Annotated in this window: 9 protein-coding genes; 1 reads left to right on the forward strand and 8 read right to left on the reverse strand. The window is 34.8% G+C overall.

Going from position 1 to position 17,017, the window contains the following annotated elements; translation table 11 throughout:
- Positions 1-206: 206 nt before the first annotated feature.
- The 8 genes from CLU82_RS07510 to CLU82_RS07545 form a co-directional block, all read right to left on the reverse strand.
- The gene (locus CLU82_RS07510; protein ID WP_100842505.1) at positions 207-2,213 is read right to left on the reverse strand and encodes a glycoside hydrolase family 97 protein; all 2,007 of its coding nucleotides are present in this window, start codon (positions 2,211-2,213) and stop codon (positions 207-209) included.
- 86 nt (positions 2,214-2,299) lie between these two features.
- On the reverse strand, positions 2,300-4,699 hold the full coding sequence (locus CLU82_RS07515; protein ID WP_100842506.1) for an alpha-xylosidase: 2,400 nt from the start codon (positions 4,697-4,699) through the stop codon (positions 2,300-2,302).
- A 30-nt stretch (positions 4,700-4,729) separates the two neighbouring features.
- Complete coding sequence (locus CLU82_RS07520; RefSeq protein WP_100842507.1) at positions 4,730-7,210, reverse strand: glycoside hydrolase family 2 TIM barrel-domain containing protein; 2,481 nt, start codon at positions 7,208-7,210, stop codon at positions 4,730-4,732.
- A 208-nt stretch (positions 7,211-7,418) separates the two neighbouring features.
- The gene (locus CLU82_RS07525) at positions 7,419-8,288 is read right to left on the reverse strand and encodes a hypothetical protein (protein ID WP_198520203.1); all 870 of its coding nucleotides are present in this window, start codon (positions 8,286-8,288) and stop codon (positions 7,419-7,421) included.
- Between the two features lie 22 nt (positions 8,289-8,310).
- A complete protein-coding gene (locus tag CLU82_RS07530) occupies positions 8,311-9,885 on the reverse strand; it encodes a RagB/SusD family nutrient uptake outer membrane protein (protein ID WP_100842508.1) in 1,575 nt (524 codons plus the stop codon).
- Positions 9,886-9,896: 11 nt separating this feature from the next.
- Positions 9,897-13,040: a TonB-dependent receptor gene (locus CLU82_RS07535; protein ID WP_100842509.1), complete on the reverse strand. Its 3,144-nt coding sequence runs from the start codon at positions 13,038-13,040 to the stop codon at positions 9,897-9,899.
- 48 nt (positions 13,041-13,088) lie between these two features.
- Entirely contained in the window at positions 13,089-14,414 is a 1,326-nt protein-coding gene (gene xylA / locus CLU82_RS07540; protein ID WP_100842510.1) for a xylose isomerase, read from the reverse strand.
- A gap of 2 nt (positions 14,415-14,416) precedes the next feature.
- Complete coding sequence (locus tag CLU82_RS07545) at positions 14,417-15,910, reverse strand: FGGY-family carbohydrate kinase (RefSeq protein ID WP_100842511.1); 1,494 nt, start codon at positions 15,908-15,910, stop codon at positions 14,417-14,419.
- A gap of 377 nt (positions 15,911-16,287) precedes the next feature.
- Here CLU82_RS07545 and CLU82_RS07550 point away from each other — a divergent pair, with 377 nt between their 5' ends.
- Positions 16,288-17,007 carry an NUDIX domain-containing protein gene (locus tag CLU82_RS07550; protein ID WP_100842512.1) on the forward strand — a complete coding sequence of 240 codons (720 nt, stop codon included), beginning with the start codon at positions 16,288-16,290 and terminating at the stop codon, positions 17,005-17,007.
- The last annotated feature ends 10 nt before the right edge of the window (positions 17,008-17,017 follow it).

Here is a 17,017-nt window from a genome sequence, read left to right on the forward strand (position 1 = left end):
CAGATTTACGCAGATTTTTTGCTACTCCTAAGTTTGCGTGAGGGATAGAAGCTGGCTACCGAAGTAGCGTGTATAGCCCGACCCTGTTGCATAAAGGGGCTGTATAAGCGGCCCTATAAGTAAGCCCCTTTTTGCAACAGGGTCACGCCCAAAATATTTTTATAAAACCCTCCCATATTCTTAAGAAAACGGGAGGGATTTTTAATTTATAGCTTTTTGAAACGGATGGCGGTTCCTCCTGCTCCTCCTAAGTGTAATTGCAGTTTATCTGAAGCTTTTACGGTTTGTTTCGTAATTGCAACACTTTCTGGATTGTGAGTTTCGTCTGTTCCTTTTGCATCAGCATAAATCTGAGCTTCGTACGTCGCTTTTGGATCTAAGAAAGACAATGAAACTGTTAGATCTCTGCTTTTTTCGTTGGTCATACTTCCCAAATACCAATCGTCACTGTTTTCGTCTCTACGAACGGTTGTTAGGTATTCTCCAATTTCAGCATTCAAAACTTTAGTATCTGCCCAATCCGTTGGAACATCTTTTAGAAATTGCATAGAAGGTACTGCATAGTTTTCAGGCAAATCAGCCAACATTTGAATTGGCGAATAAAAACAAACATACATTGCTAATTGTTGCGCTGTTGTTCCGTGTATTCTTTTTCCAGGATACCCTTGTTTGATTTCAACATCCAAAACTCCAGGAGTGTATTCCATTGGTCCAGACAACATTCTAGTGAAAGGTAAAATTACTACGTGACTTGGCGGATTTCCTTCACTCCAAGCATTGTACTCCTGACCACGAGCCGCTTCTCTAGCCAACATATTTGGATAGGTTCTGCGTTCTCCGGTGTCTTTTATTGGTTCGTGATAGAAAACGGCTAAATCATATTCGGCTGCTTTTTGCAAAACATATCTAAAATAATTTACACCAAATTGTCCATGGTGCCATTCTTTCATGTTTAGTTTTGAACCTACGTGACCGATTTTTACCGTGTGAATTCCTAATTTTTTATAAAGTGCAAAACCTTCATCAATCTGTTTCATATAGTTGATTAAGTTTGAACCCGTTTCGTGGTATCCGATAAGTTCTACACCTTTTTCTTTTCCATATTCAACCACTTTTTCCAAGTCAAAATTATCAGCAGGTTGAGTAAAACTGAACATGTGCATTTTATTTTCATACCAAGCGGGTGTCCAACCTTTGTTCCAGCCTTCAATCAATAAATGATGTAAACCTTCTTTGGCTGTAAAATCGATATATGTTTTAGCATGTTCCGTAGTAGCTCCTTGTTTTTCGCCTTCCCAAAAAGTATATTTCCCGATGTGCATTGCCCACCAAATTCCAAAGTACTTATATGGTTTTACATAAGATGGATTACCCATTTTATTTGGTTCGTTTAGATTTAAAATCAAGTACGAATCAATTAAATCTCCTGCATTTTCTCCAATTTGAAGTGTTCTCCAAGAAGAAGTAAAAGTATCTTTTACTCTAACTTTTACACCATCAGCCCACGGCACTAAATCTGTTTTTAATTGAGTTCCAGTAGTATTTACTAATGTTGTACTGGCATAATCAATAAGGTTTGCTTCGTGAAAACTTAATTTCAATCCACCTTTGCTTTCGATTGTTAATGGCGTATGAACGGTATCTAAAGTACTAACTGGTGAAGCTGTATATAAATATTCGTAACGGTTTTCTTTGTAAGCAGGAATCCACCATGCTTTTCCGTCTTCTTTTAGATTGAAAGTTGTTTTTTCATCCATAATGAAGATACTGTCTTTCGTTCCTTGCTTTGGATATACGTATCTGAAAGCAATTCCATCATCATAAGCACGGAATTGAATTTCCAGTTTGCGTTTTTCTGCGTTCTTTTGTTGCAACATCACTGACATTTGATTGTAGTGATTTCTAATTTTTTTCTTTTCTCCCCAAACTTGTTCCCAAGTTTCGTCGAAAGTGCTGTTTTTTACCTCAACGACTTCAAAATTTTTACTGAAATCATCGTTGTTTTTCAGCATAAAACCCATATCAGATGGTGTAAGCACCTGCGTTTTTCCATGAGTAACTGCGTATTTTGGTGCGCTGTCAACCAACTGAAATTGAATTTTGTTTTTCCCCTTTGGAGAGGCCAACTCATAGGATTTACTTTTTTGTGCCTGCGCAGTACTAACAACAGTCAGTGCCATTAAAAATGCCGGAAGTATGATTTTTTTTAACATGGTGTTTTTTTTTAATTGTATTCTTTTTAAAATCGGGGAAAGCACTACCTGACCCCGACTTTCAATCTAAACAAAACTCAACTTAATTATTTTACCCACTCCGTTTTGAAAGTGGTTTTTCCTTGCAATGGATTTGATGTTGTTTCAAAGTTGTTTCCTTTTTTGGAAACTGTAATAGTTTGTACTGTATCGCTTTCTGGCAAGAAAACTTTTGCAGTAGCTGTTGTTGTTGCATCAGATGCATATACTTTCAATGTCAACTTGCTCCAATCCATGTCTTTTGTAGATTGTGCTAAACCAATATGAGGTAATGCAGTTCCGTCTTTAACTAAAACTACGATTGGCACTTCACCCGCTTTGATTTTATGCCATCCACCTTGATATACTTTTTTAGTTTGATAATCAATCCAAGTTCCTTCTGGAAGGTAAACGTCTCTTTCTGTTACTTCTTCAAAAAGTGGTGCAACCAAAATACTTGAACCAAATAAATATTCATTATCCACTAACCAAGCACCTGGATCATTTGGATATTCCAAGAATAAAGCACGCATCATTGGTAATCCTTTTTGCGAACTTTCTTTTGCTTGAGCATAGATATATGGCATTAATTCATAACGCATATTATCTGCTTTTCTAAATCCTTCCAAGAAATCCTTGCTGTACAACCAAGGCTCGCGCGGAGGTTCACCATGGCTTCTTACGTGTGATGTAAACATCCCGAAAGGAGCCCATCTTCTGTATAAATTCTCAGGAGATTTAGTTGCAAATCCTCCTACATCATGACTCCAAAAACTGAATCCGCTTAATCCTAATGAAAGCCCTCCTCTTAATTCGGCTGACATTGCTCCGTTGCTTGTTTCAGCATCACCACCCCAATGTAATGGGTAACGTTGACTACCTGCCCATGTACTTCTTGCCCAAATTAAAGTATATCCTTTTTCTTTTTGAGTAATTTCGGCAACTGCTTTGTTGTAACGTAATGGGTATAAATTGTGCTCATAGAAACCTGTACGACCAGAATGATAAATTCCGTCTGGTGGTGCAGCTTCACCAAAATCTACTTTAAAAACTGAAACTCCTTGATCAAATAATCTTTTCAATTTAGCTTGGTACCAAGTCACCGTTTCAGGATTAGAGAAATCTAAAACAGCATCTTCGTAAGGAAGATTTCCTTTGCGGTCTCTTACTGCTAAGTTTTTGTCCATGATTTCATTGAACAATGTGTTTTTTGGAGTGAAATATGGTAATTGCCATAAACATACATGGTATCCATCATCTTTTAAATCTGACATCATTTTTTGAGCATCTGGGAAACGAGATTTTGCAAACTCATAGTTGTTTCTCCAATCTACATCAAACCAACCTGTATCGAAATGAATCACATCCGTTGGAATTTTATAAGCTCTTAAATCTTTAGCAACCTGACGCCCTTCTTTTTCTGAGAAATAAGTAATACGGCTCATCCAGAAACCAAATGACCAAAGTGGAGGCATTGCAGCTTTTCCTGTTAAGTTCGTGTATTCGTCAAGAACTTCCTTTGGTTCACCAATGAAGAAGAACAAATCAGCTTCGTCATCACCAATATACATTTCATTGGCACTTCCAAAATACTTACCAAAATCAACTGTGATTGGAGTAGAATGGTGCATAAAAACTCCGTAACCACGGCTGCTCATGTAAAAAGGAACTGGTTTGTACATTGTTTCGTTTTGAATACCATTGGCATCATCTGTCCATAAAACTACTTTTTGTCCTCTTTTGTTGAATTGTGTGAATGATTCTCCACAACCAAATATTTTTTCGTCTGGCTCTAAGCTGAAAGCCGCTCCCATACTTCTTGAATAATCGCTGTTTCTGCGAACAAACGAAAACGGAAGTGTTGGTGTATAAGTATTTTTGAAATCAGAATCGTGAAGAGTGCTCGTCAATAATTTTCCTTTTTCATCATAAATTTTGATGTGCCAAGGTTTTGATAGAATTTCAACGCGTCCATGCTTGCTAGTGTATTGATATCCTCCCTCAATTTTAGAAGATTTCCATAATTCAGGATGATTTGGAGCCACTCCATCAACCAACATCAAAGACGTTGCTTCTGGATGAAATTGTGGTCCTGAAGTAGTTTTGATTCGGATTGAACGATCTGATACAAACTGAATCTGGAAAGGCAATTCAGGAGAAACTTCATACTCTGTAGTAGGAAATTCATTTGGTGGAACCACACCCGGCTTCATCATCATATTATTGAAAGCCTGACGTGTTTGATAATTGTAACGTAAATATTTGATAGTCCCTTTTCCTGTTGCAGGATCAAAACTAGCTAACTCATCAGCAAAATAAAAGGTATTCAAATAATTCTGAAAATCCTTACTGATATCTATTGGTGCATTTAACACATCAGCATTTTGGATTTGTGCCGACGCTTTTGGCGAAAGCAACAAACCAAATCCCATAAGAAGTGATACGGAAGCTATTTGTATTTTTTTCATTGAGTTTATTTTAGGTTGTTTAAGTTGTGTTTATTCTGCTGTAATTACGATTGTATTTTGTTTTAATCCATTTGCTTTAGCTGTTAATTCAATTCTTCCACCTTTAGTAGTTGACTGAACAATAACCAAACATTTTCCGTTAAGAGCTGTGTGTTTAGAACCTTTATACGATTCATGACTTACTGGATCACCGCTACAAACTCCGACGATTTTTCCATTTCCTGTTACTGAAAAATTAATTTCATTATTCGCAGTTGGAGCTAAAGTTCCGTTTGCATCCAAAATATCTACAGTTACAAATGACAAGTCATTTCCATCAGCTTTGATTGTACTTCTATCTGCTGTTAACTTTAAAGTTGCTGGGTTGCCTGCTGTTCTGATTTCAGACTCTAAAACTGTTTTTCCGTTTTTACGGGAAATGGCTTTTAAAGTTCCTGACTGAAAAGGAACTTTCCACATTACATGTAAGTCGTCTCCTTTTTTGCTTCGAATACCAACTGATTTTCCGTTTAAGAATAATTCAACCTCATCAGCATTATTGTAGTAGGCCCATACGTCTACAGTTTGTCCAGCTTTCCAATTCCAATGTGGAAAAATATGAAGAACCGTTTTATCAGTCCATTCACTTTGGTACATATAATAAACGTCTTTTGGGAAACCAGCTAAATCTACAATTCCGAAATACGAACTAATAGATGGCCACTCATAAGGAGTTGGTTCACCAATATAATCGAAACCAGTCCAGATGTACATTCCTGAAAGGAAATCATGTTTTTTGATTACTTTCCAAGTAGCTTCGTGTGTAGAACCCCAAGGCGCCTGCACTTGATCGTAAGCTGATACTGTATTGCCTGGATTTCCTTCTGTGAATTTTAAATCCCATCGTACTGGCCATTTTTTAATATCATCGGACTTTACATCATAATATCCACGAGTTTCCAAAGCTGAAGTTGTTTCGGTAGCAATGAAAGATTTTCCAGGGAAATTCTTTTGATGATACTCATAAGTTTGATGTGCATAATTGTAACCAATAATATCTAAAACACCAGATTTTGCTATAGAATTAAAATACGTTTTAGCCTTATCAAATTGCAAAGTTACTTCGTCAATATTCATGTTAACTGGCGGATTCATAGCTGCCGTAATTGGGCGAGTTTTATCATATTGACGGGTGATAGCAACTAATTCTTTTGCAATTGTAACTCCTGTTTCACTCCATTGTTCTGGAATTTCATTACCAATACTCCATATAAAAACAGATGGGTGATTGCGATCGCGAAGCAATTGATCGATTAAATCTTTTTTATGCCATTTGTCCCAATCATTAGCATAATCATATTTTGTTTTGGTTTGTTTCCACATATCAAAAGCTTCGTCCATAACGATGAAACCCATTTTATCACAAAGGTCTAAAAGCTCAGGAGCTGGTGGATTGTGCGAAGTTCTGATTCCGTTTACACCCATCTCTTTCAAGATTTCCAACTGACGTTCGATAGCTCGTGTATTAATTGCAGAACCTAACGGACCTAAATCATGGTGCATACAAACTCCCTTTATTTTAACTTGTTTTCCATTTAAAATAAAACCTTTGTTTACATCAAATTTGAAATCTCTGATTCCGAAACTGGTTTTATATTGATCAACAATTTTATCATCAACCGAAATTTCGGTAACTGCTGTGTACAATTCTGGTTTTTCAACAGACCATAAAACCGGAGATTCTACCTGTGTTTCCTGTTTGATTGTTTGATTTGCGTTTGCAACAATTGTTATATTTTGGGTAACCGAAGTTACTTTAGTGTCTTCTTTGAAAATAGTAGTAGTTACTATTGCTTTTTTTGAAACTGAGTTTTGATTTTGAATCGTAGTTTCAAGATTTACTGAAGCTTTTTCGACAGTAACTTTTGGAGTGGTAACATAAGTTCCCCATTGCCCCACGTGTAATTTATCTGTGGTTTCTATCCAGACATTTCTAAAAATTCCTGAACCAGAATACCAACGTGAGTTCGGTTGTTTTGAATTGTCAACCTTAACAATTATTTCGTTGTTTTTGTCTCCATAATTTAAATATTGAGACATATCATATTGAAAACCAATATATCCATTTGGACGTTTACCTAAATAATGTCCATTAATCCATACTTCGCTGTCTTTGTAAACACCATCAAAAATGATTGATGTTACTTTTGTGCTGTCAGCTGCAGACACTTTAAATGTTTTTTTGTACCAGCCTAATCCGCCAGTAAGCGCTCCGCCTCCATAACCTGCAGGACTTTTTTCGTCAAACTTTCCTTCGATACCCCAGTCATGAGGAACATTTAAAGTTCTCCAAACTGTTGCATTACTGATAGTATCTTTATCTTTTAAACTGTCATTTAAATGAAAACTCCAATCATTATTGAAAGTTACTTTTCTAGAACTAAAATCTGTCTCATTTCTATTGCATGACGCCGTTAAAATTGTAATCACAAAGAGAACTAATCCATGAATAAAATTGCTTAAATATTTCATTTTTATAAAATTATAATGTCCTTAAGTATAATTAAAGTACCGATAAGTATTAACCTACCGGCACATTAAAATATTTTTTTAATCTATATTCTAATTTTAAATACCTATTCTTTTTGAATATGCAATCAAGAGTAGTATATGACTACTAACTCTTGATAACGCATAATCTCAAATAAATTTCTATTCAAAAATTAAATGAATTCTAAGCTTATTTTACTACAAAATGATAAATCATATAATCTTTGTCTGCTCTAATCGCAAGGATAGCCAATGTGGTTTCAGTAAGTTCTACAATCTGAACATTAGTAAAACTAAATGAAGAACTAAAGTAGCTTGCCTCATTTGGATGCAACATTTCTGTTCCTCCGTTAAAACCAATTCTGTCATTTGTTGAACCTTCTGTCAAACTTAAATTGAAGGTTCCTGTTTTAGTTTGTTGTACAGTACTTCCAGTAGCTGGATCTGTTTGTTTTACTGAAACATTATAACCTCCGTTAAGATCAAAAGTAATTTCTCCCCAATCTTTATTTTCCAAACCTGCCCAAGAAATATCAGAAAGATTTGGCCACCAACCATGACCACTTACGGCAATATTTTGATAAGATGCAGGTTTTCCAAGAAATTCTAGAGGTGCGGTCATATACATAACCCATGTTTTACCATTAACTCCATTAGTTAGTAAATTCCATCTTGGATCGTTAAATAAACTTGTATCATTTTCAGCAACTGTTATTGTTTTTGTGGAAGTCACTGACCCCCCTTGTTCAAAAACTCTAAGGCTTATATTATACGTACCAGCAAATGGTAACGAAATAGTAGTTTCACTCAAATTAGAATGTCCTAACTCATTGCCTTTGCTATCAGTATAACTCCAATAAGGAATAACACCCGGCGTTAAATTTTTCAACTTTACAACATTCCCTCCAGGATTAGTTACAAAATCCTGCGTAACATCAAAAGCTACATCCGATTTATCCATCGTATCGTCTAGAGAATAGGTATCAGGTGAACAAGATGGCACTAATACTAGTACCATTAACATCAAAAATGATGTAATTAATAATTTAGTCTTTTTCATTTTTTTAAATTTTTAGTTAAAATTACCAACCAGCATTTTGCTTTAAAACTCCACCAGATAAAGTGATTTGAGTATTAGGAATTTGTTGAAGTCCCTTTGTAGCTTGGATTTTAGCAGCCGTAATAGTTTTTGTACCAGCAACTCCACCACTTAATAAGGTCGTAGTTTCTGCAATAGTTGAAGAAGCTATACCAATCCCTTGACGCAATAAATCCCAATATCTAACACCCTCAAGAGCAAATTCTAACTGTCTTTCTTTCATTATATTATCTTGAGTTACTGGTAAAGTTGTAAAACTAGCTTTATAGGCTCTTTGTCTAACTTCATCAAAATAGGCTTGAGCATTCCCACTTCCTAATTCGGCAGCCATTAACAAAACATCTGCATATCTAATTACAGTATAATCTTGAAATTGGCTGATATCCCAAAATGCACTACCCATTTTAATAGGAAGTTCTATTCCATTCTCATCAATCATTGGAGAATATTTTTTGTTATAATACCCAGTATATTCTCTTTGACTGTTTAATTTGTCAAATGGAATATTTTCTTCAGCTACACCAATTACAGTTGCAACTCTTCTTGTATCATTAACATCGTAAGCATTCCATAATTTTGAATTTACGGTTACTCCCCAACCATGAGCATAAGGATAAGAAGAAAACTCTCTCATTCCAAACATTATCATCCAAGCATTACCATCAATATTTCCGTTATAATCACTAGTGTATGTATATTTTATAGAAAACACATTTTCTTTATTACTTTCTCCAGCATAATTAGCAACTGAAGCTGCTGGCCATAAAGTAGAAAAATCATCAACTAGACCATGACCACTAGAGGTAATAACATCTTCTAAATGCCCTAGAGCTTGAGCTTTAGTTACCACACCAACTAAATCATTTTTCCCATAATATCCAGTATAATACAAATAAACACGTCCTAATAAAGATTTTGCAGCCCACTTAGTAGCATGTCCATTAACTGTAGCACTGTATCCTGTCGAAGGCAAATTATTTGAAGCAAATACTAAATCTTCTGCAATAACTTTATAGACCTCATCTGGATCAGCTTGTGGAATATTTTGAGCAGAAGGTACTGTTAGTAAAGGCACATAACCCCATAAACGTACCATTTCAAAATAAATATAGGCTCTTATAAACTTAGTTTCAGACTCGTAAGTATTTCTTAAAGCTGTATCCCCTTTCCAATCAATTTGATCCATTTTCATCAAGAAAACATTACAACGATAAATCGCTTTATAATAAGCAATCCAATTAGTATTAAGCATATCTACTTCAGAAGGAGCGCGGGTTATATCAAACTCGTCTATTGCTGCATAATCATAACCATCTGAAGCACCAGTTCCACCAAAACAATCATCAGACATTATTTCACTGATCACTGGAATTCCCTTTCCGCTAGCACCTGTAGCTACTTGTAATCCATCATAACAACCTGCTAATGCTGAAACAGCATCAGCTGTAGTTTTGTAAAAGTTTGTATCTGTTTGTTGCGTTAGAGGTTCTGTTTCTAAACTACAAGAACTCAGGCACAATAAACTCAAACAGAAAATATATAAATATGTATTTTTCATTATTTTATTTATTAAAGTTTAACATTTAATCCCATCATGAATGTTCTTGGTCTTGGGTAGTATCCTACATCAACACCTGAAGAAAATTTTTGATCATTATCTGAAGACCCGAATCCAATTTCAGGATCCATACCATTATACTTTGTAAACGTATATAGATTTAATACTGAAAAGTAAAGTCTAAATTGGCTTGCAAAAAATGGTTTTGCTTGTTTCATTTTTGCAAAATCATATCCTAAAGTCACTGTACTGATTCTTAAGAAATCACCATCATGAATATACAAATCTGTGAAATCTGTGAAATTTTTATTGTCTTCTGTAACTCTTGGCATTGTATTAGAAGTACCCTCACCATGCCAACGGTCTAATATAGCTGTTGTATAGTTTCCATAAGTACCTGATTGATTTCTATACGATTGTACAATTTGGTTTCCTGCTACACCATTTGCCATTGCAGTAAAATCAAAACCTTTATAACTAGTCGATAAAGTAAAACCATATGTAAAATCTGGATTTGGTTTTCCAATTTCTGTTTTATCAGTAGCATCAATTTTATCATCTCCATTAGTATTTACCTTAATAAGATCACCAGGAGCTGCACTAGGTTGTAAAACTACCCCGTTTGCAGATTTATAGTTATCAATTTGTTCTTGATTTTGAAAAACACCTCCAGTTTTATATCCCCAAAAATAACCTAACGGATGCCCGTTTTCTGCTCTATAAAATTCACCAGAATTATCATAAAGCTCAGCGGTCAATCCGTGAATAATTCCTCCCTCAGCAGGTATTTTACCCACTTTGTTTTCATTATAAGCACCATTTGCACTAACGCTATAATTAAATTCTCCAATTTTATTTTGGTATTGTAATGACAATTCCAAACCTTTATTAACTACATCTCCACCATTAATATAAGGAGCATCAGCACCTGCAGTAGCCAATACTGGCGCTAAAATTATCCAATCTTTATTTGTTTTTTGGTATGCATCAAAAGTAACACTTAAGGCATTATCTAAAAATTTAGCATCAAAACCTAAATCAATTTGTTCTGAAGTTTCCCATTTCAAATCAGGATTTGCTAATCTATTAGGATAAGCTCCAGGTGTAAGAGCATTTGCACCTTCAACATTACCAAAAATATAATTAGTATAATTTGTTTTTATTGGTGATAAATATTGAAAAGCCCTTGCATTTTGATTTCCAACTTGTCCCCAGCTCGCTCTTAATTTAAGAAAATTAATTGCTTTAGAATCTTTCAAGAATCCTTCATTTGATGCAACCCAACCAGCAGATACTGAAGGAAAATAACCCCATTGGTTTTCCTTAGAAAAAACAGAAGATCCATCCATTCTAAAGGTAGCATTAATCAAATACGTTTCTTTATAATCATAATTTAATCTTCCATAATAAGACATCCTTTTAGTCTCACTTTTTTGACCATTCAATGAAATTTTAGACCCATCTTTATTAGTTGTATTATCCAACCAAGCGTGATCTAAATCACTATAAACTGCGTCCGCATTTGTAGTCGCCATAGAAGTTCCATCGTAATTAATAGAAGATGTACCCAGCATCGTTTCAAAATGATGATTTTCAGCAACATTAAACTTATAAGTTGCTAAGTTGTCCCATGTAAGGGTTTTTCCCTTATTCATGCTTTGAAAAACTTTATCAAACCTACTAAAAGCATAAATAGATAATTGATATTCTGGAGAATAAGAATGATTCTCACCAGCATAATAGTCAATACCCAAAGTAGTTTTAACCGTTAGATTCTTTATTGGTTCAATTTGCAAATAAACATTCCCTAATAATTTTTGATTATTAGATTCATTTTGATTGTTATAAACCATTGTTGCATAAGGATTTGCAACACCATTTAACCAAGGTTCTGCACTTGTAGTATTTGAGGTATCAAAATAATTACCATTCTCATCATACATTGGCAATAATGGTGTTGTTTGAAAAGCACTTCTTAGAGAGTTATTATATTGATTACCAACACCAATACCATTTTTATCAATATAAGCAAAACTTAAATTTTCACCTAAAGTAACAACATCCTTATATAATTTATGCTCTGAATTGAATCTAAAATTATAACGCTCATAATTTGATAAATCTTTACCTCCTACAACTCCTTCTTGTCCTAAATAAGACAATGAAGTAGAATAAACGGAATTATCTGAACCACCTGAAGCACCGAATGCGAAATTTTTAGTGGCAGCATTGTCAACCAACATTTGATTCATCCAATCTGTTCCTTTTCCTAATGAGGCAATTTGAGCATTAGAAAAATAAGGAGCTCTACCTGAGTTTACTGCTGCTTCATTTAAAATAGTAGCATACTCTGTTGCATCTAATAAATCTACCTTTCTAGCTACCGATTGTAAACCATAATATTGATCAAAAGTAATTTTCCCTGCTTGACCGCGCTTCCCTTTCTTTGTTGTTACCAAAATAACCCCATTAGAAGCTTGCGACCCATAAATAGCAGCAGAAGCAGCATCTTTTAAAACAGAAATATTTTCAATATCAGAATTACTTAAATAAGATATATCACTTGTAAGTATCCCGTCTACAACATAAAGAGGGCTACTACCCGCAGTAGAACCTACTCCTCTAATAACCACGTTCAAACCTTCTCCTGGTTGCCCTGAAGTAGAAGTAATTTGAAGTCCGGCAGCTTGTCCTTGAAGTGCTTGAAGTGCATTTGCAGTATTTGTCTTTGCAAGAGCTTCTCCACTAACCTGAGTAACAGCATTTGTTACCAATTTTTTCTTCATTGAACCATATCCTATAACTACAACCTCTTTAAGGTCTGCTACTTCGGTTTGTAAAGAAACATTAATTGTGTTTTGGGGTCCTACGGTAATCTTTTGGGTTCTAAATCCCATAAAACTTACTACCATTATGTCTCCCGTTTTTGCCTCTAATTTGTATTTTCCATCGAAATCAGTCGATGTTGATGTTTGTGTTCCTTGAATTGTAATAGTAGCACCAGGAATTGCCATGCCATCTCCTGTCGATTTTACATTTCCGCTTACAGTTCTAGATTGCTCTTGAGCAAAACCAGACTGCAACGAAAATACAGTAAGCAACAGCACCATGCAAAACTGGAGCATTGTTGGTTTAATACAGTAATTGCTTTTCATAATAATTAATAATTTGGTTAAATTTGTTGTTAGTAATTTTTAATCTAATTAATACGCATTCGAAATAATTTGTTCAAATAATTCTTGTCTACCACTAATTGGTTTAGGCTCTCCGTTTGCACGTGCAATAACACTTAGATCTTCCAAAGAAAATTCTCCTTTTTCGAACTTAGCACCATTTCCAGCGTCAAACGAACCGTAACGTTCAGAACGTAATCCTTTATAATTTGTATTCTTTAAAATATGATCTGCACAGATAAGACCTCTGGCAAAAACATCCATTCCAGCAATATGTGCAATGAATTTATCTTCTATATCGATTGAGTTTCTTCTTACTTTTGCATCGAAGTTTATTCCACCACCTTGAATTCCACCACCTTCTAAAATAACCAACATAGATTGTGCAATTTCAAAAACATCAACAGGGAATTGATCTGTATCCCAACCGTTTTGGTAATCACCACGATTTGCATCAATACTTCCTAACATTCCAGCATCAACAGCTACTTGTAATTCATGTTCGAAAGAGTGCCCTGCAAGCGTTGCGTGATTCACTTCCAAATTCAATTTGAAATCATTTTGAAGCCCGTGTTTATTAAGAAATCCTAGAGTTGTAGCCGCATCAAAATCATATTGATGTTTCATAGGCTCCATTGGTTTTGGCTCAATAAGGAAAGTTCCTTTAAATCCTTGTTTGCGAGCATAATCTCTACAAATAGTCAAGAAACGTCCCATGTGATCAAGTTCTCTTTTCATATCAGTATTCAAAAGACTCATATATCCTTCTCTACCTCCCCAAAACACATAATTCTCACCACCTAAAGCAATCGTTGCATCAATTGCAATTTTGGCTTGAGCTGCTGCATAAGCTACTACATCAAAATTTGGGTTTGTAGAAGCTCCATTCATATAGCGAGGATTGCTAAATAAGTTTGAAGTTCCCCATAACAATTTGATTCCACTTTCTTCTTGCTTGATTTTTGCGTAAGCAACCAAAGCTTTTACACGTTGTTCAAACTCCTCCAAAGTAGGAGCATCGTCTACCATATCAATGTCATGAAAACAATAATACGGTATACCTAGTTTGGTCATAAACTCAAAAGCGGCATCCATTTTATCTTTGGCACGCTGAATAACATCTTCGCTTTTATCCCACTCAAATGTTTCTGTTCCAGCTCCAAAAGGATCTCCTCCTTTGTTACATAACGTATGCCAGTAAGCCATAGAAAAACGTAAATGTTCTTTTAAAGTTTTACCAGCTACTACGCGATTGGCATCATACCATTTGAAAGCTAATGGATTAGTACTTTCTCTACCTTCAAATTTTATGGTATCGATGTTTTTAAAATACGGTTGTGTTGTTGTTGTACTCATTATTATAATTCTATTTTAATATTATTTTTCCATTCTTGGTATATTTCCTGATACTGGGAAGTCAGCATAGGATTAGGCTCAACTCTTTCTATACATTTTAAACCTTCAAAAGCCTCTTCCAAAGAAGCATAATAACCAAAACCATAAGCTGCTCCTCGCGCCGCTCCTTCAGAACCAGAAGTGTTATATAATTCTAATGTAGTTTGTGTAGTATTGGTGAATATTTCTCTAAATACAGGGCTCAAAAACAGATTTGCATTACCAGCTCTTACTATTTCACCAGATGCTCCCACCGATTTCATAACATCAAAACCATAATTCATAGCAAACACAATTCCTTCGCAAGCCGAACGGATAAGATGACCAGATTGATGAATATTAAAGTTTAGATTTTGAATTCCTGAATTGACATTTTTATTATTAAAAATACGTTCCACCCCATTCCCAAAAGGATAAAAACGCAATCCATTACTTCCTGCTGCTACTTTTGCCGCTTCGGCATTAAGAGAATCGTAAGCGATTAAATTGGTTCTATCTACAGACATAATTTTACGCAACCATTGGTATAAAATTCCAGAACCATTGATACATAACATTACGCCGTTATTTTTTTGACTTTCAGTATTATTGACGTGTAAAAAAGTATTGATACGATTTTCTTTGTCATAAACATCCTGATTACTCACAGCATATACTACGGCCGAAGTACCAGCTGTAGTAGCAATTTCTCCTGGTTTTAATACATTCAATGACATAGCGTTATTAGGTTGATCGCCACCTCGGTATGTAATTTTAACGTCTGAATTCAATCCTAACTCTGATGCTACATCAGCATGAATTGTAGCTTGATATCCAAAGTTGGGTACTATTTCAGGGATTTTATTTAGAGGAAGCTCCATAGCCTCCATAACTTCGGTTGCCAAAGTTCCTTTTGAGAAATTCCACAAAGCGGCTTCCGATAAGCCCGAAGTACTTATTTGTGCTTTCCCTGATAGTCTTGCAGCTATAAAATCGCCAGGAAGCATCATGTAAACCGCTTTTTGAAATACCTCTGGTTCATTAGTTTGAACCCATTTTAATTTGGAAGCTGTAAAATTCCCAGGAGTTCCAAGAATTTGTTGCTGACAGGATTCATGACCCATTCTATCATAAACTTCATTTCCAATACTTGCCGCTCTACTATCACACCAGATGATAGAGGAACGAACAGGATTTATATTTTCATCCGTTAAAACCAAACCATGCATTTGATAGGCAATCCCGATTCCAACAATCTTTTTTAAGTCTATATGCTGTTTTGCACCAAGAATTTGAATACCATTTTTTACGTATTCCCACCACTTATTTGGATCTTGTTCAGCCCATCCAAATTTGGGAGCTATGATATCCATTTCAAATTCAGGGACAGTTACCGAGGCAACAGTAGTTCCCTTATCTGCATCAAATACCGATAATTTTATAGACGAACTCCCTAAATCGATTCCTAAAAAAAACATAATCTTAGTATTATATGAGTAGCTTAATATTGTTTTTCATACTTTTGGTCAAACAAACCATAACGTTATGGTTAATTTGACTACAAGTGTACAACGTTTTTTTGATATTAACAAAATATTGAGATTAAATATTTGTTATTGATAAAAAAAACGGTCAATATTTATTGATTTCTATACTAGTAAGGTCTTTTAAAATAGAATTTATAGCAACTTTAAGTACTTATTGAGTCTGATTGTTAGTTATTTAATACCAAACAAATCAAAAAAGTATTAAAAAAGCACTTTAACACATAGTTGTAATTATTTTAAAGATTTATTAAGACAAGTACTGTAGCTTTTAAAAAAAAAATTAATTTAGTACCAAATTTCACAATGTAATGGGAGAAAAAAATAACGAACAGGATTTGATACAAATGACAGAGCAATCATCCATGAATGCCGTTTCAATTGACTGTGTTATATTTGGGTTTGACAACGGAATTCTAGAAGTCCTTTTGGTAGAACATGGCGAAGGTATTAGTAAAGGAAAATGGGGCTTACCTGGGGGCTGGATAAAAAAAAGAGAAAGCACCGATAATGCAGCTCATCGATTACTAGCTGAACTTACAGGAATGGATCATATTTACCTTGAACAGCTAAAAGCCTTTGGAGAACCAGATCGTTTCCCTACAAGAAGGGTTATTACTATAGGTTATTACGCTTTGGTAAAAAGAGAAGATTACGACATTAAAGCTGGTTTTACAGCTTCGGATGCAAAATGGTATAGAATTAATGAGATTCCAAAATTAATATATGACCATAATGAAATTCTTGACTATAGTATAAAAAATCTTCGCAATAGAGTACGCCAAGCTCCATTAGGTTTTAATTTACTACCAGAAAAATTTACTTTACTACAACTCATGCATTTATATGAAGAAATTCTAGGAATTGAGATGGATAAATCTAATTTCCGTAGAAAAATTCTACACATGAAATTGTTAGTTGCATTAGATGAAAAGCAAAAAGATGTTTCGCATCGTGCAGCGCAATTATATAAATTTGACCCAGCAATTTATGAGAAGCTGACCCAAAAAGGATTTAATTTTGAGTTTTAAAAATTTACTT

Origin of the sequence: Flavobacterium sp. 5, assembly GCF_002813295.1 — a bacterium.
In the GTDB taxonomy this organism is placed as follows: domain Bacteria; phylum Bacteroidota; class Bacteroidia; order Flavobacteriales; family Flavobacteriaceae; genus Flavobacterium.

Bases quoted from the DNA above. Each gene is read 5' to 3' on its own strand.
- CLU82_RS07515 (WP_100842506.1), bottom strand. From the start codon at position 4,699: ATGAAAAAAATACAAATAGCTTCCGTATCACTTCTTATGGGATTTGGT.
- CLU82_RS07535 (WP_100842509.1), bottom strand. From the start codon at position 13,040: ATGAAAAGCAATTACTGTATTAAACCAACAATGCTCCAGTTTTGCATG.
- CLU82_RS07510 (WP_100842505.1), bottom strand. From the start codon at position 2,213: ATGTTAAAAAAAATCATACTTCCGGCATTTTTAATGGCACTGACTGTT.
- CLU82_RS07520 (WP_100842507.1), bottom strand. From the start codon at position 7,210: ATGAAATATTTAAGCAATTTTATTCATGGATTAGTTCTCTTTGTGATT.
- xylA (WP_100842510.1), bottom strand. From the start codon at position 14,414: ATGAGTACAACAACAACACAACCGTATTTTAAAAACATCGATACCATA.
- CLU82_RS07530 (WP_100842508.1), bottom strand. From the start codon at position 9,885: ATGAAAAATACATATTTATATATTTTCTGTTTGAGTTTATTGTGCCTG.
- CLU82_RS07525 (WP_198520203.1), bottom strand. From the start codon at position 8,288: ATGAAAAAGACTAAATTATTAATTACATCATTTTTGATGTTAATGGTA.
- CLU82_RS07545 (WP_100842511.1), bottom strand. From the start codon at position 15,910: ATGTTTTTTTTAGGAATCGATTTAGGGAGTTCGTCTATAAAATTATCG.
- CLU82_RS07550 (WP_100842512.1), top strand. From the start codon at position 16,288: ATGGGAGAAAAAAATAACGAACAGGATTTGATACAAATGACAGAGCAA.